The organism is Pantoea sp. M_9, assembly GCF_008631385.1.
Lineage (GTDB): Bacteria > Pseudomonadota > Gammaproteobacteria > Enterobacterales > Enterobacteriaceae > Pantoea > Pantoea eucrina.
Genome location: NZ_VWUF01000001.1, coordinates 745,215 through 772,192 on the forward strand (window position 1 = coordinate 745,215; position 26,978 = coordinate 772,192).

Consider the following 26,978-nt stretch of genomic DNA (forward strand, 5'->3'; position numbering starts at 1 on the left):
ACGTGTCACGTACAGTTATGCTTATCCCCACCGGCACCAGCGTCGGCCTGACCAGCGTCAGCCTTGGCGTAATCCGCGCAATGGAGCGCAAAGGCGTACGCCTGAGCGTCTTCAAGCCGATTGCACAGCCGCGTGCCGGGGGCGATCGACCGGACCAGACAACCACCATTATCCGTAAAAACTCCGCCATTCCTGCTGCTGAACCGCTGCAGATGTCGCGCGTTGAGTCACTGCTGGGTTCAAACCAGCAGGATGTGCTGATGGAGGAGATCATTGCCAACTACCACGCCACGGCCAGAGAAGCAGAGGTGGTGCTGGTCGAAGGCCTGGTGCCGACACGCAAGCATCAGTTCGCTTCTGCGCTCAACTACGAGATCGCCAAGACGCTCAATGCAGAGATTGTTTTTGTAATGGCGCTAGGCAACGACTCCCCTGCTCAGCTGAAAGAGCGTATTGAACTAAGCCAGAGCAGCTTTGGCGGCAGTAAAAATAAAAACATCACGGGCGTTATTATCAACAAACTCAATGCGCCGGTTGATGAGCAGGGGCGCACCCGCCCCGATCTGTCAGAGATCTTCGATGACTCCTCTAAAGCCAGCGTAGCCAACATCGATCCGAAACAGCTGTTTGCCAACAGTCCGCTGCCGGTGCTGGGCTGTGTGCCGTGGAGCTTTGACCTGATCGCCACGCGCGCTATCGATATGTGCCGCCACCTCAACGCGGAAATCATCAACGAAGGTGAAATCGAGACGCGCCGCGTCAAATCTGTGACCTTCTGCGCACGCAGCATCCCGCACATGCTGGAGCATTTCCGTCCCGGCTCGCTGCTGGTGACCTCGGCCGATCGCCCTGACGTGCTGGTTGCTGCCTGTCTGGCAGCGATGAACGGTATTGAAATTGGTGCCATTCTGCTGACCGGTGGCTATCAGATTGAAGCGCCTATTGCCCGCCTGTGCGAGCGCGCTTTCCAGACCGGCCTGCCGGTGTTTATGGTGAAAACCAACACCTGGCAGACGTCACTGAGCCTGCAGAGCTTCAACCTGGAAGTACCGGCTGACGATACGCAGCGTATTGAAAAAGTGCAGGAGTATGTTGCCGGCTTTATCAACGCCGACTGGGTTGAGTCGCTGACCGCCACTTCCGAACGCAGTCGTCGCCTGTCGCCTCCTGCTTTCCGCTATCAGCTGACCGAACTTGCACGTAAAGCGGGCAAACGCATTGTCCTGCCGGAAGGCGACGAACCGCGCACGGTTAAAGCGGCGGCAATCTGCGCCGAGCGCGGCATTGCCACCTGCGTCCTGCTGGGAGATCCGGATGAGATCCAGCGCGTGGCGGCGGCTCAGGGCGTGGAGCTGGGCACCGGCATTGAGATTGTCGATCCGAAAGTTGTGCGCGGAAACTATGTGCCGCGCCTGGTTGAGCTGCGCAAAAGCAAAGGCATGACGGAAGTCGTGGCGGAGGAGCAGCTGGAAGACAATGTGGTGCTGGGGACCATGATGCTGGAGAGCGGAGAAGTGGATGGCCTGGTCTCTGGCGCGGTGCACACCACTGCCAATACCATTCGTCCGCCGCTGCAGCTGATCAAAACGGCGCCCGGCAGCTCGCTGGTTTCATCCGTGTTCTTTATGCTGCTGCCGGAACAGGTACTGGTCTACGGCGACTGCGCCATCAACCCCGATCCTAACCCGGAGCAGCTGGCTGAAATCGCGATTCAGTCTGCAGATTCCGCCAGCGCCTTTGGTATCGATCCGCGCGTAGCGATGATCTCTTACTCAACCGGCAACTCCGGTGCGGGCAGCGACGTTGAGAAAGTGCGCGAAGCCACCCGCATTGCGCAGGAGAAGCGCCCCGATCTGGTTATTGATGGTCCGCTGCAATATGACGCGGCCATTATGGAAGATGTTGCCCGGTCGAAAGCGCCCAATTCGGCGGTTGCCGGACGCGCCACGGTCTTTATCTTCCCGGATCTCAATACCGGTAACACTACGTACAAAGCGGTGCAGCGCTCTGCCGATCTGATCTCTATCGGGCCGATGCTGCAGGGCATGCGTAAACCGGTCAATGACCTGTCACGCGGCGCGCTGGTCGATGATATCGTCTACACCATCGCCCTGACGGCCATTCAGTCGCAGCAGGCGGAAGGGTAAGCTCCTCTCCCCTGCTCAGGTATAAAAAAAGCATGCGCCAGGCGCATGCTTTTTTTTTCGCGTCATGCAGATGCAGCGGTCAGCTTTCGCTGTTCTGCTTGCTGCGTGCTGCATCGCTATTGCGGCTCAGCCACAGCGAGAGCGCTTTCAGCGAATCATCGGTAAACTCATCGCAGCGCGCCGTGATCTCTTCTGGCGTCATCCAGAAAATCTCATCAACTTCACTCTCCTGCATCGCAAACGGACCGTGGGAAACACAGCTGAACAGCCCGCCCCAGACGCGGCAGTGCTGATCTTCAAAGTAGAACTTGCCGTGTTCAGCAAAGGGTACTGCCGCGATCCCCAGCTCCTCTTCCGCTTCGCGCCGTGCAGATTCGAGCATCTCTTCACCGCTCTGCACCACGCCACCCGCGGTGGCATCCAGCATGCCGGGCATGAAATCTTTGGTTTCTGTGCGACGCTGTACCAGGATCTTGCCCATACCATCATGTACCACGATATAGGTGGCGCGATGGCGCAGACACTGTGCCCGCATCTGAGCCCGGCTGGCCTGCGCAATCACTTCGTTCTCTTCGCTGACGATATCCACCCACTCAATAGCGTCATCTGCCGTTTGATCCACCATCCGTAACCCTTTTGACGTTTTAGCGTGCGCGGCACGCGTCGATTTTTTTTATTGCTTTATCAGAATGCGCGTAAGGTAAAGCGTTCTTATCACTGTCGCAAGCGCTCAGCGTGCTTTGCCCGATCCCGCCAGCCTCAGCACAAGCAGCCGGGGTGCCACATCTTTACCGGCTTTTTTCGCCTAAGGCAATAATCTGCTGGTCGGATCTTTACCTCTCCGGCAGCCTCAGGGCCGCTTTTTCCCTCACGCTGCAGGCGCTGTCACACTCACTCTCCGCTTCTCATCTATGCTCAATTCAGCGCAAATAAAAAAATTCCAGGGAGACTCAATATGCATCTGCTTATCACCGGCGGTACCGGACTGATTGGCCGCCATCTGATCCCGCGCCTGTTACAGATTGGTCATCAGGTGAGCGTAGTCACGCGCGACGTGGCAGCAGCACGCGACAAACTTGATGCGCGCGTGAAGTTATGGTCAGGCATCAATCAGCAGACGGACCTGAACGGTATAGATGGCGTCATAAATCTGGCTGGCGAACCGATCGCCGATAAGCGCTGGAGCGCCAGCCAGAAGCAGCAGCTGTGCGAAAGCCGCTGGCAAATCACTGAACAGCTGGTTTCATTGATTCACGCCAGCAGTACTCCTCCCGCGTTTCTGATCTCCGGTTCGGCCACTGGCTTCTATGGCGACAGCGGCGAGGTCATTGTGACCGAAGAGGATCCCGGTCAGGATGAGTTTACCCATACGCTGTGCGCGCGCTGGGAACAGCTGGCGCTCAAAGCAGAGAGCGAGCAAACGCGGGTCTGCCTGCTGCGCACCGGTGTGGTACTGGCGCCGGAAGGCGGTGCGCTGGAAAAGATGAAACTGCCTTTTCGTCTTGGCGTGGGCGGGCCGATTGGCAGCGGCAAACAGTATCTGCCGTGGATCCATATTGATGACATGATCGATGCCATCATCTGGCTGATGGATCACCCGTCGCTGCGCGGTCCATTCAACATGGTTGCCCCCTATCCGGTGCGTAACGAACAGTTTGCCGCGACGCTGGGACAGGTCATGCACCGCCCCGCTTTTATGCGCACGCCGGCGGCCGCCATTAAACTGATGATGGGGGAATCCGCGGTGCTGGTATTAGGCGGACAGCATGTGCTGCCTAAACGGCTGGAGGCGTCCGGCTTTACCTTTCGCTGGTACGATTTACAGCAGGCGCTGCAGGATGTGGCGGGGTCACCGTCCCGTCCATAACCATCGAAGCGGCTCAGGCCTGCTTCGGCTGGGCATTAGACGCCGTCAGACCTCCCTCAACCCGCAGGTTAACGCCGGTGATATAACGTGCGTCATCGCTGGCGATAAAAGCAATTGCGCTGGCGATATCTCACGGCTCACTGGCGCGGCGCTGCAGAATACGATCATAAAAGCGTTAAGGCAGCGCCTCGTCTCTTTAGTTGAGGCAATAACCTGCGGATATTCAAATAGTGCACTTTTTCGTACAGGCTCAACTGCGCTGCTGCGCGATACGCGATTTCACTGCGGATGCTTCCCGGGTGTGTCCCGGTTGCGGCACGCGAATAATAAACGTCAGCACGCCGGCAAACACATACAGCCCGGTATATACCCATACCACGCCGACGATATCGAAGAACGGCAACATAACTGAAGCAATCGCCGGTGCCACAAAGTTGCTGAGGCCTGCCGACAGATTGTAAATCGAAACGGCTGCGCCTTTATGATGCGGTTCAAGCGTCGGGAACACGGCGGTCATTGGTACAAATGCCGCGACAAAAATCCCCAGCATCACCGCCGGAATCAGCGCGACCCAGAAATTGTGGCCGGCATACAGCGGCAGGTAGTAAAACGCCAGGCTGGAGATCGCCATACCGAGACAGCCAAACCAGCGCACCTGGCGGATCCAGCCAATTTTCTCGCCGGTGATGCCCCAGAAGATGTTGGTGAAAATGGTGACAAAAAAGAACACGGCCCAAATCTGCAACCATTCAGAGATGGTAAAGCCGAGACGATCAACAAACAGCAGCGGCATGATAATTGCGAAACCAAACAGCGATAGCGTATTGATGATGCGAATCAGGCAGGCGTAAAACACGTGCTGGTTGGTGAACAGAATGGTCACTGCGCGTGACATTTCGGTCATCTTGTCGCGCAGCGGCAGATTCACGCGTGAACGATCCACCGGCACATTGCGCAGGCTGAAGAAGGCCAGTACGCCGCCCGCCGCTACCCAGCCAATCGCCAGCCACAGCGTGCCGGTTTCACCCAGCATCGGGATAGTCAGGCTGGGCAGATAGCTGCCGACCACGCCAATGCCGACTGAATACATCGCCCAGAACCATCCGGTGGCGGCAGCCAGTTTCTCGCGCGGCAGTACCTGCACCAGCATCATCATGAAGGAGTAGATGAACAGCGGATAAGCCAGCCCGCGAATGCCGTAAAACAGCACCATCAGCGGATAATTGCGCAGGCCAAGACCGAGTGACATAAACAGCGTGTGCATCACTATCCATAGCACAAAGCCAATCAGCATTGCACGTTGCGGGGTAATCAACTCCGCAACCACGCCGGACGCCCAGGCCGCCAGCGCCGCCGCCAGTCCGTAAAAGGTAAACACCAGCGCCGACTGGCCCGGCGTGAAGCCCATGTCAGTAATATGGCGGGAGAGAAACGCCATTTCGAAGCCGTCGCCCGCCATAAAAATGGCAATCGCGAGGAAGCCCCAGAACATTTTTTTCGGTAAGCCAAACCAGTAATCGTTCGCTTGCATCACCATCTTCCTCTGTTCAGTAAGCCATCAGGCAGGCAGCAGCGCGCGTGCCTGCTGTTGTTGAGCGTAGAGTTCGCGGAACAGGCGCAGGCGCTGCTGCAGCACCGCACCGCGCGCCGCATCGGGCTGGTAACGCGCCTGAACCGGCGGTTTCAGGCATACCTGCTGCTCGTTGCCGCCGGCACTGAGCCAGGCCAGACGCGCGGCCCCGAGAGCGCCCGAGGCGCTGGCTGGATGAGTGACGATCGGCAGCTGCAGCACATCCGCAATCAGCTGTGCCCACAGCGTGCTGCGCGCACCGCCGCCGGTCAGGCTGCACTGGATAATTTGTCGCTGCGCATCGCCCAGCACCGCCAGTCCGTCCGCCAGGCCAAACGCTACGCCTTCAATCACCGCATAACCCAGCAGCGCACGCGGTGTTTCGTGGCGCAGATTGAAGAAAGCGCCTGAGGCATCAGGATCGTTGTGCGGTGTGCGTTCACCCGAGAGATAGGGCAAAAACAGCGGTGCGCGGCGGCACTGCTCCGCGCTCAGTTCTGCCATCTCAGCCATTAGCTGATTCTCGCTCACCGATAACAGCTGGCACAGCCAGCGCAGACAGCTGGCAGCACTTAGCATCACGCTCATCTGATGCCAGCGCCCCGGCAGCGCGTGGCAAAAAGCGTGCACGCCGGATTGTGGATCGGCCTGCAGACGGTCGTTAACCACGAAGATCACGCCGGATGTGCCGAGTGAGATAAACGCATCGCCGGGATTAACCGCGCCAACGCCTACCGCAGAGGCCGCGTTATCACCGCCGCCGCCTGCCACGCTCACCGTGGCGGACAAGCCCCAGGCACGGGCAACATCTTCACGCAGCGTGCCGCTGACGGCACTTCCCTCCACCAGCGTGGGCAGTTGCGCGCGCGTCAGTCCGCTTATCGCCAGCAGTTCATCTGACCAGTCGCGCTGTGCCACATCCAGCCACAGCGTGCCCGCCGCATCGGACGGCTCGCTGACGAATGCTCCGGTGAGCCGCCAGCGCAGATAATCTTTCGGCAGCAGCACTTTCGCGATGCGCCGGAAGATCGCGGGTTCGTGCTCAGCCACCCAGTGCAGTTTGGGGGCAGTAAAGCCCGGCATGATCATGTTGCCGCTGATGTGCATCATCTGCGGATGTCGGGTGCGCAGCGTCTCGCACTGGGCGGCGCTGCGCGTGTCGTTCCACAGTATGCACGGGCGCAACACCTGGCCGTCGGCATCCAGCAGCACTGCGCCGTGCATCTGGCCGGAGAGGCCAATGGCGCGGATGGCGTGCCAGGCCTCCGGCACCTGTTGTCGCAGTGCGGCCAGCACCTGTTCGCACGCCTGCCACCAGCTTTCCGGATCCTGCTCAGCCCAGTGCGGATGTGGACGCTGCACGCTAAGCGTGGCATGGCTGGAGGCCACAATGTCGCCCTGCGCGTTGACGATCAGCGCTTTGAGTTCGGAGGTGCCAATATCAATGCCAAGATACATCACACGCTCCTTATACCGCTGCCAGCATCTGTTCAGGCTGTTTCAGCCAGCGCTGCAGATCCGCCACCGTACGGTGCATCAGCGCGTGAAATGCGGCATCATCCGCCAGTTCAGCAAACAGCGCTTTGTCGCGGATAAACGCGTCCAGCGCATCGGCAGCCGCAAATTGCTGACGCAATGCCTCTGCCTGCAACGCGCCATCCTGATAGGTATAAGGCAGATCGTCAGCGGCCCAGCGCTGCAGAAACAGGAAGAACAGCGCCGGCAATACCGCCGTAGCGGCGGGCTCCGCGCCGCGCTGCCAGGTCTCACGCAGCGTCGGCGTTACCATGCCAGGGATTTTTGACAGGCCATCCGCGCCGACGCGCTGGTTGGTATCTTTGATATAGGGATTACTGAAGCGCGCCAGTACCACATCGCGGTAATCGGCGAGATCGAGCGGACACGGCGTGAGCGACGGAATAACATCCTGAGTGATGTAGTCGTGCGCCAGCTGATAAATCGCCGGCTGGCGCGTGCTGTCGTCAATGTAATTCAGTCCGGTAAGCGTGCCCGCCCAGGCAATCGCCGCGTGCGTGGCGTTGAGAATGCGGATTTTCGCCTCTTCCCACGGTAACACACTGTCCACCAGCTCAACGCCCACTCTCTCCAGCGCCGGGCGACCGGCGATAAAATTGTCTTCGATTACCCATTGAATGAAGGATTCAGCCATCACGGCCGCGCCATCCTCCTTACCGGTAGCGGCCCTGACGCGTTCCGCCACATCGGATGTCGGGCGCGGTGTGATGCGGTCTACCATGGTGTCAGGCGACGTGGTGTTATCACGCACCCAGGCCGCCAGCGCCATATCGCCTTTCGCCGCCAGAAATGAGAGGAACCCGTGGCGGAAGCGCTCTCCGTTGTGGCGCAGGTTATCGCAGCTCAGCAGCGTAACCGCTGCGCCGCCGCTGGCCATACGCTGCTGCAGAATCCGCGTCAGCGCGCCGTACAGCGTGCGGATTTCACCGTGAATATCAGCCTGCACGTCCGGCTGCGCCAGATCCAGCTCATGCTCTGGCGTCAGGTAGTAACCGGCTTCGGTCACGGTAAAGCTGATCACGCGGGTGTGCGCCTCTGCGCCCTGGGCGACCAGCGCACTGATGTCACTGTCCCACGGCAGGATTTTGCGCAGCGAGGTGATGGTTTCATACGCGCGTTCACCCTCTGGCGTGACAGTCTCCAGCACATACTCGCCGTTCTGCGCCTGCAGCTGATTGAGCAGTACCGCTGCATCATTGCGGATGTTGCCCAGCGCAATGCTCCAGCTCTCATCACCCTGCTCACGTAGCTTGTGCAGATACCACGCCTGATGGGCACGGTGAAAGGATCCAGCACCGATGTGCATCCATACTAAATTCGTCGTCATAATCGCCTCTAAGTAAGCTTTTGCCATTGCGAAGGGCATTTGCCCGATACGACGTAGCATAGCCGTCGGCTAACATTTTGTTCTGCGAGATGCATCACAATTAATACATTTGCTCTAACTTAGGGCTTTTGCCCGATTAGCACTTGTGTCTGATTCCGCGATAAACTGACGCTTCAGTTTTCGACGGAAGCGCGTGATGAGCAGAGAAGAGAAAAAGCAGGAGCTGGCGGCGCGGGCGGCATGGATGTATTACGTCGCTGGCGTAACACAGCAGGAGATTGCGCGCGCGCTCGGCTTATCGCGTCAGGTGGCGCAGCGGCTGGTGTCCAGCGCACGGGAAATGGGCATGGTCAGCGTCAAAATCGATCATCCGGTTACCCACTGTCTGCAACTGGCGCACGAGGTGCAGACGAAATTTGGTCTTGATCTGTGTCGGGTGGTGCCCTCTGCCCGTCTGGAGGATGACGCTATTCAGCAGATGCTGGCCGTTGAAGGCGCCTCAGTGATGAGCCAGTTTATCAGCGAGGAGCAGCCGCAGGTGTTCGGCATTGGCTCCGGCAAAACGCTGCGTTCGATGATCGACGCGCTGCCGTGGATTGAACGGCCACAGCATCAGTGCGTGTCGATGATTGGTGCGATTGCGCGCGATGATTCCGGTACGCGTTACGACGTGCCGCTAAAGATGGCTGAGAAAATGCAGGGCAAATATTTTTTCATCCCCGCGCCGCTCTATGCCGACACGCCCGAAGACAAAACTATGTGGGTGCAGCATCAGGTCTACCAGCGCGTGACGCAGCGCGCCCTGCAGGCGGACGTTGCGTTTGTTGGCATTGGTGAAGTGCAGCCGGGCTGTCCGCTAAATGCCGAAGGCTTTATAACCGATGTGCAGGTCAGAGCGCTTAACACGCGTGGCGTGGTGGGTGAGATGCTTGGCCATTTCTTTAATCAGCAGGGCGAGCGGGTGTGGGGCGAAACTGATGCGCTGCTCACCAGCGTGCTGCTGGAGAGTCAGACGCAGCGGAAGATTATCGGCTTTGCCGGCAGCGCACGGAAATATCCGGCCATTCGCGCCGCGCTGTTGGGTGGGTGGATCTCCGGGCTGGTGACCGACGAAGACACGGCGCTGAAGTTGCTTGGCGAGTGATTAAAACGTTTTTGCGATACGTAGCGACGCGATTTATCGCGCGGGGTTGATCGCCAGATGGCAAACAAGCGCGCCATGAATTGCGCCGCTACGGCTCAGCAGCCTATTTTAACGAGCCTTTTAAAAACTGCTGCAGGCGCGGACTCTTTGGATTGCCAAACAGCTCATCGGGCGTCCCCTCTTCCTCAATTTTTCCCTGATGCAGGAAAATCACATGGTTAGAGACGTGGCGGGCAAACTCCATCTCGTGCGTGACCACGACCATGGTTTTTCCCTCTTCCGCCAGCTTCTGCATAATACGCAGCACTTCGCCTACCAGCTCGGGATCGAGCGCTGAGGTCGGTTCATCAAACAGCAGCACTTCCGGTTCCATTGCCAGCGCACGGGCAATCGAGACGCGCTGTTGCTGGCCACCAGAGAGATGTACCGGATATTTTGCCCGCGCGCGCGCATCAATCCCGACTTTATCCAGATATTTAATCGCCCGTTCGCGCGCTTCCGCCTTGCTCAGACCAAGCACCTGAATGGGTGCTTCAGTCACATTATCCAGCACCGTCATATGACTCCAGAGATTGAAGTGCTGAAACACCATCGTGAGGCGCGTGCGCAGCGAGCGCAGCTGCTCCTTGTTCGCCACTTTCAGCTGGCCGTCGGTATCACGCACCAGCGCAATCTGTTCGTTATTAACAGCGATAGCCCCTTCGCTCGGCTTTTCGAGGAAGTTAATGCAGCGTAAAAACGTACTTTTCCCGGAGCCAGAAGAGCCAATGATGCTAATCACATCGCCGGCGTTGGCGCGCAGTGAGACGCCTTTCAGAACTTCATGTTCACCGTAACGTTTGTGCAGTTCGGCAACCTGTAATTTATTTTCAGCCATAGTGATACTCAGTGCGACGAAGAGGGTTTCACATGTGCCAGAAAGCGGCGTTCCGCAAGGCGGAACAGGCTAATCAGCACATAAGAGATAATCAGATAGAGCACGGCAGCGAGTCCAAACGCGGTAAACGGCTGATAGGTGGCCGAGTTAATATCACGCGCGATTTTCAGCAGATCCGGCACGGTCGCGGTGAACGCCAGCGCGGTGGAGTGCAGCATCAGGATCACTTCATTGCTGTATGCAGGCAGCGCGGTACGCAGCGCGGAGGGCAAAATGATGCAGCGGTAAAGCTTTACGGTTGAAAAACCGTAGGCGCGCGCCGCTTCAATTTCGCCATGTGGCACGGCGCGGATGGCGCCCGCAAAGATTTCAGTGGTGTAGGCGCAGGTATTCAGCGTAAATGCCAGCAGCGTACAGTTCAGACCGCTGCGAAAAAAGGCATTCAGCAGCTCAGATCCTTTCACCACTTCCAGCGTATACATGCCGGAGTAGAACACCAGCAGCTGGACGTAGAGCGGCGTGCCGCGAAACACATAGGTAAACAGCCAAACCGGGGTTGAGATAAACCGGTTGGGTGACACGCGGGCGATGGCCAGGATCACAGCCAGACAGCCGCCGAGGACGACAGAAAGAATCAGCAGCCACAGCGTGATCGCCACGCCGGTGAAGCGATAGCCGTCGGTCCAGAGCAGTTGTTTCCAGTACTCCTGAATAATTTCGATCATAATTCTGCCCTTTTTACCCCGACCGAGTAGCGGCGCTCAAGCCACCACAGCACGCCATTGGAAAGCGTGGTAAACACCAGATAGATCACCCCTGCCACAATGGCAAAGTAGAATGGCTGCCAGGTGCTCTTGCCCGCCAGCTGCGTCGCTTTGACCACATCTTCCAGCCCCAGCAGCGACACCAGTGCGGTAGCCTTGAGGATCACCTGCCAGTTGTTTCCGATACCGGGCAGCGCAAAACGCATCATGGCCGGAAACAGAATGCGCCGGAACGTCTGCGAGCCGGTAAACCCAAAGGCGGTGGCGGCTTCAATCTGTCCCTTCGGCACCGCCAGAAACGCGCCGCGAAAGGTTTCAGTAAAATAGGCGCCGTAAATAAACCCGAGGGTAATGATACCGGCCACCATCGGGTCGATATCAAACTGCGCCAGGCCCAGTGCGTCAGTTACCGCGTTGAGCGCAATCTGCAGCCCGTAAAAGATCAGCAGCATCAGCACCAGATCGGGCACGCCGCGGATCAGGGTGGTGTACCCTTCCGCAATGATCGCCAGCGGCCGGCTGCGCGACAGTTTGGCACCCGCCCCGAGCAGGCCAAGGATAACCGCCAGCAGCACGGCGCTCAGCGCCAGCTCCAGCGTCACCAGCGTGCCTTTGAGAATGACTTCAGAATAGCCGTACAACATGATTTCGATCCTGTCGTGAGGGGAAAATAACACACGCTGCCCGGGAAATAGCGGACAGTCCTGACCAGGGATATGAATCACGGAAGGATAGCGGCAAGCGTATGAACCCCGGGAGTTTACATAAGTAAGCGCCCGGAGTGAATAGTTATGGCCCCGGTTCCTGTCACTCAACCCGCAGTATCAGGAAACAGGTCGATCAGTCACCGTAGACGTTGAAATCGAAATATTTTTTCGCAATCTTGTCGTAGGTGCCATCTTTGCGCATCTCATTAAACGCCTTATCGATAGCGGCTTTGAGATCGCTGTCATCTTTGCGCAGTCCCATACCGGTGCCTACACCAAAGATTTTGTCATCTTTCACCGCCGGGCCAGCAAACGCATAGTTTTTGCCTACCGGCTGCTTCAGGAAGCCTTCGCTCGCCTGCACTTCATCCTGGAAAGCGGCATCAATGCGTCCGGCGTTCAGGTCCTGATAGACCAGATCCTGATTTGCATAAGGCGTCACGGTAACGCCCTTCGGCCGCCAGTATTGATTCGCATAGGTTTCCTGCGTGGTGCCCTGCAGCAGACCGATATTTTTGCCCTTCAGCGATTCGATGGTTGGCTGCAGCGGAGAGCCTTTTGCCGCCACCAGACGAGCGTTAGCCGCATAGAGTTTTTCCGAGAAGCCAATCTCCTCCTGACGCTTTTCGGTGATAGAGAGCGACGAAATAATGGCATCAATTTTTTTCGCTTTCAGCGACGGAATGAGCGCATCGAAATCACTTTCCACATAGGTGCATTTGGCCTGAATGCGTTTGCAAATCTCATTGGCAAGGTCGATATCAAACCCCACCAGCTGACCCTGGGCATTTTTTGACTCAAACGGCGGGTAAGTTGGATCGGTCCCGATACGCAGCGACTGCGGTACTGCGGCAAAAACGCTGGCGGTGCCGGTCATTGCCAGCAGCAGGGAGAGAGCCAGAACTCGCTTTTTCATAGTTTACCCTCAAGTGACGTGCTTATTGTTATGTGGTGTGATGTGTGTTTTGCGCTGAATGGATTGCAGTTTTCATGCCAGGTCTCAGAGCTGGCGATGCAGCACGCAGGCGCGTTAACGAGAGCGTCGTAACGGGACGCAGAGAGTTCGTTATGAAGGGAATATAACAGCGGGATGCAGAAGAAAAAGCGAGTTTGCTAACTTTTAGTGCAGATTATGCACGAAGAGTGATCGACACCGCGAATTTGCACATCCATTGTGCAGCGCGCAACGTTTATGCGCCATTCCAGCGCATAAACAGATCTTCCGGCAGCGTGATATCAAATTGATCCACCACGCGGTTAACCGTCTGGTCGACTAAATCCTCGATACGCTGCGGCCGGTGATAGAACGCCGGTACCGGCGGCATTATCATCGCGCCCAGTTCAGCCGCCGTGGTCATCATACGCAGATGACCGACGTGCAGCGGAGTTTCGCGTACACAGAGCACCAGGCGGCGCTGCTCTTTCAGCACGACGTCGGCGGCGCGCGTCAGCAGGCTGTCGCTGTAGCTGTGTACAATGCCGGAGAGCGTTTTCATTGAGCACGGCAGGATCACCATACCCAGCGTTTTAAATGAGCCGGAAGAGATGCTTGCCCCGATATCCCGCACGTCATGCACCACGCTGGCAAGCGCCTGCACATCCCGCACGCTGTAGTCCGTTTCCAGCGCCAGCGTCTGGCGCGCTGCCGGGCTCATCACCAGATGGGTTTCCACCTCCGGCACCGATTGCAGCACCTGCAGCAGCCGCACGCCGTAGATTGCGCCGCTGGCGCCGGAAATACCCACGATGAGACGTTTCATAACTCTGCCTTACTCTGTTCAGAATCGGCAATGATAGCCTGCTACAGGCAAAAATGCGCTGGCGCCCGGTGAAAAAGCGCAAAACAGACGGGGCAGGCTTGCGCCTGCCCCGTCGGGAGTGCCGGATAACAGCTCAGTCAGCCTTCGTTATGGATCTCCAGCCCTTCCACTTCGTTCTGACGCTGCAGCGCTTTGGCATCGTCGTTACGCAGCGACTGCAGATACTCGAGGTATTGCTGATCCACATCCTTAGTGACGTAAACGCCGTTGAAAACGGAGCACTCAAACTGCTCAATGTCCGGATTCTCTTCGCGTACCGCTTCGATCAGATCGTTCAGATCCTGGAAGATCAGCGCATCCGCCTTAATCAGCTTGCGAATCTCCTCCACCTCACGGCCATGGGCAATCAGCTCGGTGGCGCTTGGCATGTCGATGCCATAGACGTTCGGAAAACGGATCTCTGGTGCAGCTGAGGCGAGGTAAACCCGCTTAGCGCCCGCCTCGCGCGCCATCTCGATAATCTGTTCAGAAGTCGTACCGCGCACAATAGAGTCATCCACCAGCAGCACGTTTTTATCGCGGAACTCTGCAAGGTTGGCGTTGAGTTTGCGGCGTACGGCGCTGCGGCGCAGATGCTGGCCCGGCATAATAAAGGTGCGGCCCACATAGCGGTTTTTCACAAATCCCTGACGGTAGGGCTTGTTCAGAATGCGCGCAATCTCCAGTGCGGTATCGGTGGAGGTTTCCGGAATCGGAATCACCACGTCGATATCGAGATCTTCCCACTCCCGGGCAATTTTTTCACCGAGCTTGGTGCCCATGCGCACGCGCGCGCTGTAGACGGAAATCTTATCCAGGAAAGAGTCCGGGCGGGCAAAATAGACATATTCAAACAGGCAGGGATTGCTTTTCGGATCCTCTGCACACTGGCGGGTCGAAAGCTGACCCTGTTCAGTGATATAGACCGCTTCACCCGGCGCAACGTCACGAATGAACTCAAACCCCAGCGTATCCAGCGCCACGCTCTCCGAGGCAACCATATACTCTGTGCGGCCATCCTGCATAGCGCGCTTGCCGAGCACCAGCGGACGAATACCGTTGGGATCGCGAAACGCCACCATACCGTGTCCGATAATCATCGCCACCACGGCGTAAGCGCCACGCACCTGCTGATGCACTGCCGCTACCGCGGCAAAAATGGTTTCCGCATCGAGCGGATAGTGCTGAAAGCGATCCAGCTCCTGCGCAAAAATGTTGAGCAGGATCTCTGAATCGGAGGTGGTATTAACGTGACGGCGACCGGTCTCAAACAGCTGTTTGCGCAGCTCATGCGCATTGGTGAGATTGCCGTTATGCGCCAGCGTAATACCGTAAGGGGAGTTAACGTAAAACGGCTGCGCTTCAGAGGCGCTGGAGCTGCCGGCGGTAGGGTAACGCACGTGGCCGATACCGATATTGCCCTGCAAACGCTGCATGTGACGCGCTTCAAACACGTCGCTGACCAGACCATTTGCTTTGCGCAGGCGGAAGCAGTTCAGCGCATCGATAGTACAAATGCCGGCGGCATCCTGTCCGCGGTGCTGCAGCACCGTTAACGCGTCATAGATCGACTGGTTTACTGGCATAAAACCGGTGATACCAACAATACCGCACATATTGTCATTTCCTCATTAGCCGCACTCCCGATGGTGTCACCGGGGTAAAAAACTTGACGTGCTTTTCAGGTAATCAAAAAACCACCTGATGATATAACTGAACTGGGGAATGAGCTGAGACTGTTGCCAGTCCGGGCTTTTTGAAAAGCCGGTGAATGTATCAAGGAAGAAAAGAATGGCGGAAACAATCAGCACGCCACGCAACGCCCCGAAACAGACCCCCAACACCCTGTCGGTTCCCGACAAGCCGGTTTTCTCAACCAGCGAGCCGATCACATAGTTCACGATGGCACCCACAATCAGGGTGGCAACGAACAACACCGCAATTGCGATGCCGTTGCGAACCAGTTCGTCGTTAAAACCTGTAAACCAGACTGCCAGGTAGGCGTAGTAATGACTGGCGACAAAAAACGCGCATCCCCAGGTAACAAGAGATAAGGCTTCCCGGACAAACCCGCGAATCAGGCTGACCAGAGCCGAAAAACCAACTACCGCAATAATGACGTAATCAATCCAGATCATGAACGCTTCCAGTACAGTGCTTCGCACCCCTGCATCCAGTTCGGGGCGCATTCTAACAGAAAAAGAAAACGTTTGCGTAGCCTTTTCCCGTTCGCGGTGATGAAAAAGGGCGAGGAAAAATAATTCCTTCGCCCGTTACTATCAGCAATATTTAACTAGCTGATTTTAAAATTAATTAACGGCTTCAATCCGGCATTCACGCGCTATAAGCCACGCCTGTTACTGCTATCGGCGTGGCTTATCAGCCTCTCAGCGCACGCTATAGGGTTTCACCACGCCGCCCAGTCCGGAAACGCTCTGCAGCTCGCTCAGCGAACTCTGCAGCTTCGCTTTAGAGGCGTCAGGTCCGACGTAGATACGGGTAATTTGTCCATGTACCGGCGATGACGGCACGGTAAAGGCGCGGTAGCCAGAGAGCCGCAGCTTCGCCACAATCTCGTCCACTTTCGCAGCGTTCTTCAGTGCGCCAAGCTGTACCACATACGCCTGCCCGGCCGGCGCGCTGGCTGGCTTCGGCGTTTCTGCCGGCTTGCTCTGCTCCGCTGCTTTTGGCTGCTCTGCGGGTTTTGGCGTCTCCACCGGCTTCGGCTTCGGTTGCTCTGCCGGCTTCGGCCTGCTCTGCTCGGTGGTTTTAGGTTTCGTCTGCTCAGCCGGTTTCTGCTGGGTTCTGGGCTGCGTCTGCTGATGCACCGCCGGTGGCGTGACGACGCTCGGCTGGCTGTTCTGCACCGGCTGGGCGCTGCCGCTGACGGCCGGATTTTGCGCGGCCTGATTGGTCGCTGACTGCTGCGCAGCACCGGCGCCTTCCGGCGGCTGCGACGGCAGCGGCTGCGTGACCGGCGGCACCATTTCGCTATCCTGCTGATCGTCAGGCTTCGGCACCAGCGGAATCGCTGCAAACTCTTCCTTGTAATGCTTTTTCTTACCGTCCAGCAGGCCCGGCAGCACAATGACGCCAATCGCCACCAGGATCACCGTGCCCACTAACCGATTTTGAAACTTACTCGCCACTGCCGTTCTCCGCTGCCATCGATTCCATAACCTGTGCTACGGTGTGAAATGACCCACACACCAGAATCACATCCCGCTGACTGGCCTGCGCACGCGCCGCCCGCCACGCCGCATCGACGCTGTCATATGCCGTCCCGCTCTCCAGATGCGTAAGCAGCTCCTCTGCTGATGCGCCACGCGGACCTGCCAGCGGCGCGCAGTACCAGTGCGTCACCTGCGGCGCCAGCGCAGCGAGCGTACCGGCAATATCTTTGTCGTGCAGCATACCCGCTACCGCATGAACCGTTCCGCCCGCGGGCAACGCCGCCAGGCGCGACGCCAGCCAGGCAGCCGCGTGCGGGTTGTGCGCGACGTCCAGGATCACCTGCGGTGCATGGCTTATGGTCTGGAAACGCCCTGCCAGTACCGCCTGCGGCAGATGCGCGCGGATAATGGCGTCAGGCACCTGCAGACCCGACACGCGTAACGCAGCCAGCGCCGTGGCCGCATTCGGCAGCGGCACCTGCGGCAGCGGCAGATCGCGCAGCTCACCCTGCGCATCCTGCAGCATCCAGCTATCACTACCGCCCTGCCACTGCCAGTCGCGATTGACCTGATGCAGCACGGCACCGGTCTCTGCGGCTACCGCAGCGATGCTTGCCGGCATCTCCGCTTCGCCCACTACGGCAGGTTTACCGGCACGGAAAATACCCGCTTTTTCCCGCCCGATACTCTCGCGGTCGGGGCCAAGCCAGTCTGTGTGATCGAGTGCGATACTGGTGATCACCGCCACATCGCTGTCAACAATGTTGGTGGCATCAAGACGGCCACCCAGTCCGACTTCGAGGATCACCACGTCAAGATTCGCCTGGCGGAACAGATTAAGCGCAGAGAGCGTGCCAAATTCAAAATAGGTGAGCGAGGTATCACCACGCCCCGCCTCAATTTCAGCAAAGCTGGCGCTGTGCTGCGCCTCTGGCAGCTCCGCGCCCTGCACGCGCACGCGCTCGGTGTAGCGTACCAGATGCGGCGAACTGTAAACGCCCGTGCGGTAGCCTGCTGCCATCAGCAGCGTTTCCAGCGTGCGGCAGGTGGTGCCTTTGCCGTTGGTGCCGGCGACGGTAAAGATAAAGGGAGCGGGTTTCAGCAGGTCAAGCTGCGCGGCAACGCGCTGAATACGATCCAGACCCAGTTCAATCGCCTGTGAGTGAAGATGCTCAAGATAGTGAAGCCACGTGGCCAGCGGCGACGTGCCCTGAGGAGGCTGATGCGTGTTCATGAGTCCCGTCTGTTGCGTAGTACAGCTCATCGTTCAGCGCAGCGGCGGAAAGAGGGGCCTGCGCGCGGCTGATGGCTATCAACAGGCAGAAACCGGCACGGCTGCTCACTGAAAATGGGATGTACGGAATGAAAGTAAAAAGGCGCATCGCTGCGCCTTTCGGTTGCCAGTCAGGCGTCGTTGCTTTCTGGTTCCACCGCCACCGGCGGCTCGCCATCCAGCTGCGGAGCCGGCAGGTTCATCATTTTTGCCAGCAGGCTCGCCAGCTTAAAGCGCATTTCCGGACGACGGATGATCATGTCGATCGCGCCTTTTTCAATCAGGAACTCACTGCGCTGGAAGCCCGGCGGCAGCTTTTCACGTACCGTCTGCTCAATCACGCGTGGACCGGCAAAACCGATCAGCGCTTTTGGCTCCGCCACGTTGAGATCGCCCAGCATCGCAAAGCTGGCAGAAACGCCACCCATGGTCGGGTCAGTCAGCACGGAGATATAAGGCAGACCGCGCTCCTGCATTTTCGCCAGTGCCGCACTGGTTTTTGCCATCTGCATCAGCGACTGCAGCGCTTCCTGCATACGCGCACCGCCGCTGGCCGAGAAGCAGATCAGCGGGCAGTTATCTTCCAGCGCCTGCTCTACGGCACGCACAAAGCGCGCGCCCACGACTGAGCCCATCGAGCCGCCCATAAAGGCAAACTCAAACGCCGCCGCCACAACCGGCATGCCGTGCAGCTGGCCTTTCATGACGATCAGCGCATCTTTTTCGCCGGTGTCTTTCTGGGCCGCTACCAGACGATCCTTATACTTTTTGGAGTCGCGGAACTTGAGCAGATCTTTTGGCTCCAGCTCGCTTCCCAGCTCAACCATCGATCCTTCATCCATCAGGCTATGCAGACGCTCGCGCGCGTGCATACGCATATGGTGGTCGCACTTCGGGCAGACCTCAAGGTTGCGCTCCAGCTCGGCGCGGTAGAGCACCTGACCACAGCTGTCGCACTTGGTCCACACCCCTTCCGGGATGCTGGCTTTGCGCGTAGGCGTCGTGGTGCTTTTATTCAGTATGCGTTCAATCCAGCTCATTGATGACCTTTCTGTTTAATGCTGACCTGGTCCAGTCTTTTCGTTACTGCTGAAATCACCTTCAGCAGGCCGTAAATGTCGCTCATTAAACCACAACCTGTTCACGCTGTGGATAAAAATCTGGTGACGGGCTTACTGCGATTTCTGCTGACGCGCCTGACGGCGATGACGCCATACTTCAATCACGCCTGGCAGTATTGATACCACGATAATGCCGACAATCAGCAGCTTGAGGTTCTCCTGCACCACCGGCAGATCGCCAAACAGATAGCCGGCATAGGAGAACAGCAGTACCCACAACAGCGCGCCCGTAACGTTGAAGAGCGCAAAGTGGCGATAGGACATGTGCCCCATACCCGCCACGAAGGGGGCAAAGGTTCGCACGATTGGCACAAAGCGCGCAAGTATAATGGTTTTACCGCCGTGGCGATCGTAGAACGCATGGGTTTTATCGAGATAGCTGCGGCGGAAGATTTTAGACTGCGGATTACTGAACAGCTTCTCACCAAACAGGCGGCCAATGGTGTAGTTCACCGCATCGCCGAGAATGGCAGCGATAAACAGCAGCGTGACCATCAGATGCACGTTTAAGTCGTTGCCCGGTAAAGCAGCAAGCGCGCCTGCCACAAACAGCAGCGAGTCACCCGGCAGGAATGGCGTCACCACCAGACCGGTCTCGCAAAACAGGATCAGGAACAGGATGGCGTAGATCCAGATGCCATACTGCGCCACCAGTTCGGCCAGGTGCACATCAATGTGCAGAATAAAATCGACAACAAAATGGATAAACTCCATACCAGCTAACTCCCTGACACCCTACGGTTAAAAATTAATCTGCGAGGAACAGTGGTCCCGGCGCAGGCTGAGGTAACGCAAAATGCGACGGGTAATCCACCGCCACCAGGTATAACCCTTCCGCTTTCGCGGTTGCCGCTGCCAGCGTGCGATCTTTCGCCGCCAGCAGATCCGCTATCCAGCTTTCCGGCTGATTGCCATTACCGACTTCTATCAGGCTGCCGACGATGTTACGCACCATATGATGCACGAAGGCGTTAGCTTTGATATCGACAATGACAAATGCCCCCTGACGTATGACGTTCAGATGGATCACGTTACGCCACGGCGTACGCGACTGGCACTGAACGGCACGAAATGAGGTGAAATCGTTCTCACCCAGCAGATGCTGGCCGGCACGCTGCATTTTTTCGGCGTCCAGCGGATGGTAGTAGTGCGTCAGCCCGCTGCCGAGAATAGCCGGGCGCAGCCGCTGATTATAAATCACGTAGCGATAGCGCCGCGCGGTCGCGCTGAAGCGCGCGTGAAAGCTCTCCGGCACTGCTTTTACCCAGCGTACGGCGATATCGTCCGGCAGATTGGCATTGACGCCCAGCGTCCAGGCGCTGTCGGCGCGCCGGGAGGTGGTTTCAAAATGCACCACCTGACCGGTGCCGTGTACGCCTGCGTCTGTTCGCCCGGCGCAAAACACGCTGACGTCATGGTTCGCCACTTTTGCCAGCGCTTTCTCCAGCTTTTCCTGTACGCTGCGAACGTCATTTTGCCGCTGCCAGCCATAATAGCGGCTGCCGTCATACTCAATGCCCAGCGCCAGCTTCAGGGTTGTCGCCTCCGCCTGCATCAGTAGAAATACTCCTGCACCAGCTTCTCCGCCGTTTTCACTGCCATCAGCGCGCCACCGAAGCGCACGTTATCCGCCACCGACCAGAACTGCAGCAGTTCCGGAATGCCGTAGTCGTTACGCAGACTGCCGATGCTCAGCACTTCATTACCGGAGGCGTCGCCCACCTGCGTCGGATAATCACCCTCTTCACTCAGGCTGATATCTTCCGCACGCGCCAGTTCGTCACGCGCCTCTTCGGCGGAGAGCGGACGCAGATTTTCCACATAGACGATCTGCGCATTGCCATAAAACACCGGCGCCTGCACGCTGCTGACGGCAATCGGCAGTCCCTCATCCTGCAGCACTTTACGAACCTGCTCCACGACGCGACGCTCGCTTGCCACGCTGCCGCTGCTGTCCGCCTGCTGCGGCAGCAGGTTAAACGCCAGCTGACGACCAAAATAGTGCTCGTCAGGGGGAATGCCATTCAGCAGACGCGCGCTCTCACCGGCCAGACCATCCACCGCGGCTTTGCCCTGGCTGGATACCGACAGCAGGTTGGTCACCTGAATACGGCTCAGCCCGGCGGTTTCAACCAGCGGCTTAATCGCGCATAACAGCTGGCTTACCAGCGCATCCGCCACGCTGATGATATTACGGTTACGGTAGTCCACCAGGACCTGCGGGTTCACATCCGGCACCACCAGCGGGACATCCGGCTCCAGCGCGAACAGATCGCTGCTGTCGATCACCAGGCATCCCTGGCTCGCCGCCTCTTCTGCGTAGCGGGCTGACGCCTCGCGACCGGCGGCGAAAAACGCCAGCTGCGCCTGGGTCCAGTCAAACTCAGCCGCATCCTCTACGCGCAGCGAGCGGCCGGCAAAACGCAGCGTTTCACCCGCGCTGTTTTCGCTTGCCAGCAGATGGATCTCACCAACCGGGAACTGGCGCTCCGCCAGCAGTTCCAGTACAGCGTTTCCTGTGGCGCCTGTTGCGCCCAGTAGCGCAATATTCCAGCCGTCAGACATGTTGGTTTACTCCAGACAATGACATAAAAACAGAAGGCGGTAATGATACCGCCTCATAATTCAGATTCGTTCCCGCTGTGCGCCGTAACGCATCATTCCGGGAAGGAAGAGGGTTTTGGCAGCAGGCTGACGCGAAAGCCCAGCTGCTTCAGCATGCTGGCACTGGCGGCGCTGTCGCAGATCACCTCCAGTGAAGACCACTCGCGGCGCTCCTCATACTGCCGGCGCAGCCGATCAAACTCGCCCGGCTGGCCTGCGGCTTTACGCAGCGGCGCGTCGTCGCGGCGCACATCATACACCAGGTGTGCCAGACGTTTCAGCGTTGCCTGATCGAGTTCGCCATGCAGCGTAATGCTGCTGAACTCCGGCTGGGGCAGCAGACTCTCCAGCGCCACCTGCTGCGGCTGACCGATAAAGGCGCTCCAGGCTTCAAAGACCTGCGTTGTGCCGCGCGCTTTGCCCTCCAGCGTATAGCCCGCGATATGGGCGGTGGCGATATCCACGCGCGCCAGCAGGTCAAGACTGAGATCGGGTTCGGGCTCCCATACATCCAGCACCACGCGCAGATCGCCGCGCATTTTCAGCACTTCCAGCAGCGCGATATTGTCGACCACCGGACCGCGGCAGGCGTTGATCAAAATAGTGTCAGGCCGCAGCGCCATCAGCAGCGCCGCATCCGCCAGGTGCCAGCTTTTATAACGCCCCTCTTTGTTGAGCGGCGTATGAAACGTCAGAATATCCGCCTGTGCCACCAGGGTTTCCAGCGAATGAAACGGTCCGGTATCGCCGCGATCGGCACGCGGCGGATCGCACAGCAGCGTTTTGACGCCCCAGGCTTCCAGCCGCGCCTGCAGACGGCTGCCAACGTTACCGACGCCCACGATGCCCACGGTGCGATCGCGCAGCGCGAACCCGTCGCGTTCAGCCAGCAGCAGCAGCGCAGAGAAGACATACTCCACCACCGCGATAGCGTTACAGCCGGGTGCGGCAGAGAAGCCGATACCGGCCGCCTGCAGCGAGGGCTGATCCACATGATCGGTGCCGGCTGTGGCGGTGCCGACAAATTTTACCGGCGTATCCGCCAGCAGCGCCGCATTGACCCGGGTGACCGAGCGCACCATCAGCGCGCTGGCATCGCGCAGCTCCGCTTCAGGCAGCGGACGGCCCGGTACGGCAACCACCTCACCGGTGCGGCTGAAGAGTTCACGGGCATAAGGCATGTTTTCATCAACGAGAATTTTCACGGCGGTGGTCCTGTCTGCGGGAAATGAACGCCGGCTAGTGTGCCACAAAGGTGCCGGTTAGCCTAACCGGTTGCGATAGCGTTCCGGAGAGGTGCCCGCCTGTTGCTGAAACATAACAATCAGCGCCGAGGCGGAGCTATAGCCGAGTTCATGAGCGATAGCCTGCACGCTCTTGCCCTGCTCCAGCAGCGCAAGCGTGCGCAGAAAACGCAGCCGCTGCCGCCACTCGCTAAAGGACATTTTCAGCTGCTGCTGGCAGCGCCGCGCCAGCGTACGTTCTGTGGTAAACACGCGCTGCGCCCACTGCGTCAGCGTGGTGTTGTCACCGGGATTGGCCTCCAGCGCACGCAGTATCGGTGCAAGAAACTTATCATCTGAGGCGGGCAGATAGCTGGTATGCGCGGGTGCCTGGCGCAGGCGATCCAGCAGCACGTCGCACAGGCGCCACTCCGCCTCGCTCTGCGGCTGCGCCAGCGCGCGCTGCGCGAACTCATTCATAATCGCATGCGTTATCGCATCCGCCGTCAGCAGGCAGGCGCGCGCTGGCAGACCGTGACAAAGCTCTGCTGCCAGATTCAGGGTACGAAACTGTGCCTGGCAGTGGTTATAGCTGCTGTGTCGCTGGCCGGGAGGGATCCATACCGGCATCTCAGCCGGTGCCAGCAGGCGCTCGCCTTCGATGTCCAGCTCCAGCACGTGGCGGGTAACAAAAATCGCCTGGCCCCACGCATGCTGATGCGGCAGATATTCGGTGCGCGCATGCGTCTGTTCATAACGCATAAAGATGCGCGGCGCGTCAGCGGGCGGGCAATAGGCAACCTGAATAGTCATTCTGTCCGGTCATTAACAAATTTTGTCCGATTTTAACTATCTGCTTTAAACCGGTCAAACGTATGCTGGCGGCACTTTTTTACGGAGCCTGTTATGAATCTGCTGTTCCCCCTCATTGCGGTGCTGATCTGGTCAGTCAACACCATCGTCAGCAAACTTTCGGCTGACGCTATCGATCCCGCCGCTATCTCATTTTATCGCTGGCTGCTGGCGCTGCTGGTGCTGACACCGTTCTGCCTGCCCGGTGTATGGCGGCATCGGCGCACTATAAAAGGCCACCTCGGCCAGCTGCTGCTGCTGGGGCTGCTTGGCATGGTGCTCTATCAGAGCCTTGCCTACTATGCGGCGCATAGCGTGTCGGCGGTGATGATGGGCATACTCGGCGCCACCATTCCGCTGCTGACGATTCTGCTCAGCCTGCTGGTGCTGCGTCTGGCCCCCACGCGCGGTATTCTGCTGGGCGGTATTCTCTCGTTTACCGGTCTGGTCTGGCTGGTCAGCGGCGGCAACCCGGCTCAGCTGCTGGCGCAGCGTCCCGGTAATGGCGAAGTGATGATGCTGGCGGCCTCCACCTCTTATGCGCTCTATGGCGTGCTGACCAAACGCTGGGCGATCCCGCTCCCCACCTGGCAGAGCCTTTATGTGCAGATTTTCTTTGGCGTCATGCTGCTGCTGCCGGGCTTTTTGCTGGCCCCGGAAGTGGCGCTGACGCAGCAGAACCTGCCGCTGGTGCTGTTCGCCGGCCTGTTTGCTTCGATCGTAGCGCCCTTTTTGTGGATCCTTGGCGTGCAGCGGCTGGGTGCCAGCACTACCAGTATCTTTATGAACGTGGTGCCGGTATTCACGGCGCTGATTGCGGTGCTGTTTCTGCATGAGCAGCTGCACAGCTACCACTGGATTGGCGGCGGTATTACGCTTACCGGCGTGATGCTGGCGCAGCGGCTGAAAACGCCGCTGCGCCGGACGGCGATCAGGGAAAGCTGACGGTGACCCGCAGCCCGCCCAGCTGCGGGCTGCGATCGAGCCGCAGCCGCGCACCGTGCCAGGCGCAGATATCCTTCACCAGCGCCAGCCCGATTCCGGCGCCAGGCTGGCCGCTGTGATCGAGACGCGTAAACGGCTGGAGCGCCTGCTGCTGCTGCCCGGCCTCTATACCGGGGCCGCTATCTTCAATTTCCAGCTGCCGCTCCTGCAGCCGCGCTGTTACCGTTCCCTGCGCCGGCGTATATTTAATCGCATTATCCAGCAGGTTGGCGCACAGTTCAGCCAGCAGCAGCGCATCTCCTTGTACGCGACACGTCTCTTCGCCTTCAAAGCCTAAATCGATCTGCTTGTGTCGCGCGGCGGTATAGCCGCTCAGGCACGCCTGCTGCACAATCTGGCTGAGGTCAACGCGGGTAAAGGGTTTATCTTCGCCGTGCCGTGCCTTGATTTGCGCCAGCTGCAGCAGCCGGTCGGTAAGCTGTACGGTATCGTTGAGCGTGTGGCGCATACCCTGCAGGCTCTCGCGCCACTGCTGCGGATCGTCGCTGCTGAGCGCCACGCTGACCTGAGTTTTTAAAATTGTCAGCGGCGTGCGCAGCTGGTGCGACACATCGGCGCTAAAGCGCTCCTGACGCGCCAGCAGCCCGCGCAGCCGTTCCAGATGACGGTTAAACGCTACAATCAGCGGCTGCAGCTCTGACCACGGCACCAGCGAAGGCAGCGGCGTCAGTTCCCCCGGCGCGCGGCGCAGCATGATCCGCGACAGCCGGCGCAGCGGCCGCAGTACCCGGCGCAGCAGCATCCCCGCCAGCAGCAGCGTGATCAGCACCAGGAAACTCTGACTTATCAGCGCGGTACGCAGCAGGCTGTCGGCAAAGGCGTGCCGGGAGTTCAGCGTCTCCGCCACCAGCACCAGTGCCATGCCCTCTACCCCCTCTTCATTCACCGGCTGCCACAGCGCCGCCACGCGAATGGGCTGCCTGCGGTAGTGCGCGTCATAAAAGTGCACCAGCGCCGGATAAGCCTCAGAGAGCGGCGCATTGCGCGGCAGCAGCGGCAAATCGGGATAGCCGGAGAGGGTATTTCCCTGCGGGGAAATAACCTGGTAGAAGAGCTGATCGTTCATATTGCGTTCAAAGCTGTCCAGCACCACCCAGGGCACATCCACTTCGAGATGGCGCTGGCGCACCGCCAGTCTTTCCGCCACGGTGCGCGCTGACGCCAGCAGCGAGCGGTCATAAGCCTGATTCGCTGCCTGCAGCGCGCTCTGATAATGGGTATAGACCGACAGCGCCCACAGCAGCAGCAGCGGTGCGCCCAGCCACAGCAGCAGTTCACCGCGCAGCGAGTGCATCAGCCGCACGGCTGCTGCTCCAGGCTGTAGCCGAGCCCGCGCAGCGTCACAATCGCCACATCGCTGCCGGAGAGCTTTTTACGCACCCGATGCACATAGAGCTCAATGCTCTCCGGACTGGCGTCGTCGGCCAGCGTAAACGTCTGCTCATAAAGATGCTGGCGCGATACCGGTCGTCCCGGCCGCTGCATCAGCGTGGAGAGCACGCTCGATTCGCGCGGCGTCAGCGACAGCGGCTTGTGATTCAGCAGGAAATAGCCTTCGCTGTCGCGCTCCAGCTGTCCGAGCCGCTGGGTCTGCGCCGTCTGGCCGTGGCTGCGGCGCAGCAGCGCGCGCAGCCGCGCATCCAGTTCATCCAGCTCAAACGGCTTGGTCAGGTAGTCATCGGCGCCGCCGTTTAAGCCCTGCACCCGCTGCGCCAGGGTACTTTGCGCCGTTAGCAGCAGCACCGGTACGTTCTGTCCGCGTTTGCGCAGCCGCGCCAGTACCGCCAGGCCATCCAGCCGCGGCAGCGAGACATCAAGCACCACCAGCGCGTAGTCCTCACTCTGCAGTATATGATCGGCGGCCAGCCCGTCGGCGACCCAGTCGACGGCAAACCCTTTTTGCGTGAGCGCCTTTTGCAGCCACGTGGCCAGTTCAGTGGTGTCTTCCACCAGTAAGAGACGCATATCACATCCTGTCATTTTTGCTGA

25 protein-coding genes and 1 pseudogene are annotated in these 26,978 nt (G+C 58.8%); 4 read left to right on the forward strand and 22 right to left on the reverse strand.

The features are described from left to right. Positions 1-2 precede the first annotated feature (2 nt). Positions 3-2,147, forward strand: a complete 2,145-nt coding sequence (gene pta / locus F3I15_RS03335) for a phosphate acetyltransferase (protein ID WP_190314890.1) — start codon at positions 3-5, stop codon at positions 2,145-2,147. A 79-nt stretch (positions 2,148-2,226) separates the two neighbouring features. Here the strand turns inward: pta and yfcD are convergent, their stop codons facing one another. Next, positions 2,227-2,772 carry an NUDIX hydrolase YfcD gene (gene yfcD / locus F3I15_RS03340; RefSeq protein ID WP_039379079.1) on the reverse strand — a complete coding sequence of 182 codons (546 nt, stop codon included), beginning with the start codon at positions 2,770-2,772 and terminating at the stop codon, positions 2,227-2,229. A 330-nt stretch (positions 2,773-3,102) separates the two neighbouring features. Here yfcD and F3I15_RS03345 point away from each other — a divergent pair, with 330 nt between their 5' ends. Continuing rightward, positions 3,103-4,014 (forward strand): TIGR01777 family oxidoreductase, encoded by a 912-nt coding sequence (locus tag F3I15_RS03345; protein WP_150016537.1) that lies wholly within the window; start codon positions 3,103-3,105, stop codon positions 4,012-4,014. Positions 4,015-4,027: 13 nt separating this feature from the next. Here F3I15_RS03345 and F3I15_RS18440 read toward each other — a convergent pair. The 4 genes and pseudogenes from F3I15_RS18440 to dalD form a co-directional block, all read right to left on the reverse strand. Continuing rightward, positions 4,028-4,189, reverse strand: a pseudogene (locus tag F3I15_RS18440) (SDR family oxidoreductase); the annotation flags it as partial. A 75-nt stretch (positions 4,190-4,264) separates the two neighbouring features. Further along, on the reverse strand, positions 4,265-5,545 hold the full coding sequence (locus F3I15_RS03355) for an MFS transporter (RefSeq protein ID WP_150016538.1): 1,281 nt from the start codon (positions 5,543-5,545) through the stop codon (positions 4,265-4,267). Positions 5,546-5,572: 27 nt separating this feature from the next. Further along, positions 5,573-7,042: a xylulokinase gene (gene xylB / locus F3I15_RS03360; protein WP_150016539.1), complete on the reverse strand. Its 1,470-nt coding sequence runs from the start codon at positions 7,040-7,042 to the stop codon at positions 5,573-5,575. A gap of 10 nt (positions 7,043-7,052) precedes the next feature. Next, on the reverse strand, positions 7,053-8,447 hold the full coding sequence (dalD, locus tag F3I15_RS03365; RefSeq protein ID WP_150016540.1) for a D-arabinitol 4-dehydrogenase: 1,395 nt from the start codon (positions 8,445-8,447) through the stop codon (positions 7,053-7,055). A 196-nt stretch (positions 8,448-8,643) separates the two neighbouring features. Here dalD and F3I15_RS03370 point away from each other — a divergent pair, with 196 nt between their 5' ends. After that, the gene (locus F3I15_RS03370; RefSeq protein ID WP_150016541.1) at positions 8,644-9,591 is read left to right on the forward strand and encodes a sugar-binding transcriptional regulator; all 948 of its coding nucleotides are present in this window, start codon (positions 8,644-8,646) and stop codon (positions 9,589-9,591) included. A 103-nt stretch (positions 9,592-9,694) separates the two neighbouring features. On the opposite strand, the gene hisP is transcribed toward F3I15_RS03370, so the two are convergent. The 15 genes from hisP to F3I15_RS03445 all read right to left on the reverse strand — a co-directional run bounded on the left by hisP (position 9,695) and on the right by F3I15_RS03445 (position 23,945). Further along, the gene (gene hisP, locus F3I15_RS03375) at positions 9,695-10,468 is read right to left on the reverse strand and encodes a histidine ABC transporter ATP-binding protein HisP (RefSeq protein ID WP_039379092.1); all 774 of its coding nucleotides are present in this window, start codon (positions 10,466-10,468) and stop codon (positions 9,695-9,697) included. A gap of 8 nt (positions 10,469-10,476) precedes the next feature. Further along, positions 10,477-11,193 (reverse strand): ABC transporter permease, encoded by a 717-nt coding sequence (locus F3I15_RS03380; RefSeq protein ID WP_039379094.1) that lies wholly within the window; start codon positions 11,191-11,193, stop codon positions 10,477-10,479. After that, positions 11,190-11,876 carry a histidine ABC transporter permease HisQ gene (locus tag F3I15_RS03385; protein ID WP_039379095.1) on the reverse strand — a complete coding sequence of 229 codons (687 nt, stop codon included), beginning with the start codon at positions 11,874-11,876 and terminating at the stop codon, positions 11,190-11,192. Before F3I15_RS03385 ends, F3I15_RS03380 begins: the two co-directional genes overlap by 4 nt. A gap of 196 nt (positions 11,877-12,072) precedes the next feature. Continuing rightward, the gene (gene argT, locus F3I15_RS03390) at positions 12,073-12,855 is read right to left on the reverse strand and encodes a lysine/arginine/ornithine ABC transporter substrate-binding protein ArgT (protein WP_039379096.1); all 783 of its coding nucleotides are present in this window, start codon (positions 12,853-12,855) and stop codon (positions 12,073-12,075) included. A 274-nt stretch (positions 12,856-13,129) separates the two neighbouring features. After that, complete coding sequence (locus tag F3I15_RS03395; protein WP_094111117.1) at positions 13,130-13,699, reverse strand: UbiX family flavin prenyltransferase; 570 nt, start codon at positions 13,697-13,699, stop codon at positions 13,130-13,132. Between the two features lie 137 nt (positions 13,700-13,836). Further along, positions 13,837-15,354 (reverse strand): amidophosphoribosyltransferase, encoded by a 1,518-nt coding sequence (purF, locus tag F3I15_RS03400; protein ID WP_150016542.1) that lies wholly within the window; start codon positions 15,352-15,354, stop codon positions 13,837-13,839. A 36-nt stretch (positions 15,355-15,390) separates the two neighbouring features. Further along, on the reverse strand, positions 15,391-15,876 hold the full coding sequence (gene cvpA / locus F3I15_RS03405) for a colicin V production protein (RefSeq protein ID WP_039379104.1): 486 nt from the start codon (positions 15,874-15,876) through the stop codon (positions 15,391-15,393). A gap of 249 nt (positions 15,877-16,125) precedes the next feature. Further along, positions 16,126-16,887 carry a cell division protein DedD gene (dedD, locus tag F3I15_RS03410; RefSeq protein ID WP_150016543.1) on the reverse strand — a complete coding sequence of 254 codons (762 nt, stop codon included), beginning with the start codon at positions 16,885-16,887 and terminating at the stop codon, positions 16,126-16,128. Next, positions 16,877-18,145: a bifunctional tetrahydrofolate synthase/dihydrofolate synthase gene (gene folC, locus F3I15_RS03415; protein ID WP_150016544.1), complete on the reverse strand. Its 1,269-nt coding sequence runs from the start codon at positions 18,143-18,145 to the stop codon at positions 16,877-16,879. The genes dedD and folC overlap by 11 nt, the downstream gene beginning before the upstream one ends. A gap of 170 nt (positions 18,146-18,315) precedes the next feature. Beyond that, positions 18,316-19,224, reverse strand: coding sequence for an acetyl-CoA carboxylase, carboxyltransferase subunit beta (accD, locus tag F3I15_RS03420; RefSeq protein WP_150016545.1), 909 nt, complete (start codon positions 19,222-19,224; stop codon positions 18,316-18,318). 132 nt (positions 19,225-19,356) lie between these two features. Continuing rightward, positions 19,357-20,019, reverse strand: coding sequence for a DedA family protein (locus F3I15_RS03425; RefSeq protein WP_150016546.1), 663 nt, complete (start codon positions 20,017-20,019; stop codon positions 19,357-19,359). 34 nt (positions 20,020-20,053) lie between these two features. Continuing rightward, positions 20,054-20,860 (reverse strand): tRNA pseudouridine(38-40) synthase TruA, encoded by an 807-nt coding sequence (gene truA, locus F3I15_RS03430; protein WP_150016547.1) that lies wholly within the window; start codon positions 20,858-20,860, stop codon positions 20,054-20,056. Beyond that, complete coding sequence (locus tag F3I15_RS03435) at positions 20,860-21,870, reverse strand: aspartate-semialdehyde dehydrogenase (protein ID WP_150016548.1); 1,011 nt, start codon at positions 21,868-21,870, stop codon at positions 20,860-20,862. The genes truA and F3I15_RS03435 overlap by 1 nt, the downstream gene beginning before the upstream one ends. Before the next feature lie 92 nt (positions 21,871-21,962). Next, positions 21,963-23,114, reverse strand: a complete 1,152-nt coding sequence (pdxB, locus tag F3I15_RS03440) for a 4-phosphoerythronate dehydrogenase PdxB (RefSeq protein WP_150016549.1) — start codon at positions 23,112-23,114, stop codon at positions 21,963-21,965. 57 nt (positions 23,115-23,171) lie between these two features. Beyond that, on the reverse strand, positions 23,172-23,945 hold the full coding sequence (locus F3I15_RS03445) for a helix-turn-helix domain-containing protein (protein ID WP_150016550.1): 774 nt from the start codon (positions 23,943-23,945) through the stop codon (positions 23,172-23,174). A gap of 93 nt (positions 23,946-24,038) precedes the next feature. On the opposite strand from F3I15_RS03445, the gene F3I15_RS03450 reads away from it, so the two are divergent. After that, on the forward strand, positions 24,039-24,929 hold the full coding sequence (locus F3I15_RS03450; RefSeq protein WP_150016551.1) for a DMT family transporter: 891 nt from the start codon (positions 24,039-24,041) through the stop codon (positions 24,927-24,929). Here F3I15_RS03450 and F3I15_RS03455 read toward each other — a convergent pair. Together F3I15_RS03455 and tctD are read right to left on the reverse strand one after the other, a co-directional pair. Continuing rightward, a complete protein-coding gene (locus F3I15_RS03455; RefSeq protein WP_150016552.1) occupies positions 24,916-26,292 on the reverse strand; it encodes a sensor histidine kinase in 1,377 nt (458 codons plus the stop codon). The two genes, F3I15_RS03450 and F3I15_RS03455, sit on opposite strands and share 14 nt — an antisense overlap. Next, entirely contained in the window at positions 26,283-26,954 is a 672-nt protein-coding gene (tctD, locus tag F3I15_RS03460) for a transcriptional regulator TctD (protein WP_150016553.1), read from the reverse strand. Before tctD ends, F3I15_RS03455 begins: the two co-directional genes overlap by 10 nt. Between the last annotated feature and the right edge of the window lie 24 nt (positions 26,955-26,978).

What these genes read in the sequence shown, in the direction of transcription:
- yfcD (WP_039379079.1), bottom strand. Translation starts at nt 2,772, where the DNA reads ATGGTGGATCAAACGGCAGATGACGCTATTGAGTGGGTGGATATCGTC.
- F3I15_RS03345 (WP_150016537.1), top strand. Translation starts at nt 3,103, where the DNA reads ATGCATCTGCTTATCACCGGCGGTACCGGACTGATTGGCCGCCATCTG.
- F3I15_RS03355 (WP_150016538.1), bottom strand. Translation starts at nt 5,545, where the DNA reads ATGCAAGCGAACGATTACTGGTTTGGCTTACCGAAAAAAATGTTCTGG.
- xylB (WP_150016539.1), bottom strand. Translation starts at nt 7,042, where the DNA reads ATGTATCTTGGCATTGATATTGGCACCTCCGAACTCAAAGCGCTGATC.
- dalD (WP_150016540.1), bottom strand. Translation starts at nt 8,447, where the DNA reads ATGACGACGAATTTAGTATGGATGCACATCGGTGCTGGATCCTTTCAC.
- F3I15_RS03370 (WP_150016541.1), top strand. Translation starts at nt 8,644, where the DNA reads ATGAGCAGAGAAGAGAAAAAGCAGGAGCTGGCGGCGCGGGCGGCATGG.
- hisP (WP_039379092.1), bottom strand. Translation starts at nt 10,468, where the DNA reads ATGGCTGAAAATAAATTACAGGTTGCCGAACTGCACAAACGTTACGGT.
- F3I15_RS03380 (WP_039379094.1), bottom strand. Translation starts at nt 11,193, where the DNA reads ATGATCGAAATTATTCAGGAGTACTGGAAACAACTGCTCTGGACCGAC.
- F3I15_RS03385 (WP_039379095.1), bottom strand. Translation starts at nt 11,876, where the DNA reads ATGTTGTACGGCTATTCTGAAGTCATTCTCAAAGGCACGCTGGTGACG.
- argT (WP_039379096.1), bottom strand. Translation starts at nt 12,855, where the DNA reads ATGAAAAAGCGAGTTCTGGCTCTCTCCCTGCTGCTGGCAATGACCGGC.
- F3I15_RS03395 (WP_094111117.1), bottom strand. Translation starts at nt 13,699, where the DNA reads ATGAAACGTCTCATCGTGGGTATTTCCGGCGCCAGCGGCGCAATCTAC.
- purF (WP_150016542.1), bottom strand. Translation starts at nt 15,354, where the DNA reads ATGTGCGGTATTGTTGGTATCACCGGTTTTATGCCAGTAAACCAGTCG.
- cvpA (WP_039379104.1), bottom strand. Translation starts at nt 15,876, where the DNA reads ATGATCTGGATTGATTACGTCATTATTGCGGTAGTTGGTTTTTCGGCT.
- folC (WP_150016544.1), bottom strand. Translation starts at nt 18,145, where the DNA reads ATGAACACGCATCAGCCTCCTCAGGGCACGTCGCCGCTGGCCACGTGG.
- accD (WP_150016545.1), bottom strand. Translation starts at nt 19,224, where the DNA reads ATGAGCTGGATTGAACGCATACTGAATAAAAGCACCACGACGCCTACG.
- F3I15_RS03425 (WP_150016546.1), bottom strand. Translation starts at nt 20,019, where the DNA reads ATGGAGTTTATCCATTTTGTTGTCGATTTTATTCTGCACATTGATGTG.
- truA (WP_150016547.1), bottom strand. Translation starts at nt 20,860, where the DNA reads ATGCAGGCGGAGGCGACAACCCTGAAGCTGGCGCTGGGCATTGAGTAT.
- F3I15_RS03435 (WP_150016548.1), bottom strand. Translation starts at nt 21,870, where the DNA reads ATGTCTGACGGCTGGAATATTGCGCTACTGGGCGCAACAGGCGCCACA.
- F3I15_RS03445 (WP_150016550.1), bottom strand. Translation starts at nt 23,945, where the DNA reads ATGACTATTCAGGTTGCCTATTGCCCGCCCGCTGACGCGCCGCGCATC.
- F3I15_RS03450 (WP_150016551.1), top strand. Translation starts at nt 24,039, where the DNA reads ATGAATCTGCTGTTCCCCCTCATTGCGGTGCTGATCTGGTCAGTCAAC.
- tctD (WP_150016553.1), bottom strand. Translation starts at nt 26,954, where the DNA reads ATGCGTCTCTTACTGGTGGAAGACACCACTGAACTGGCCACGTGGCTG.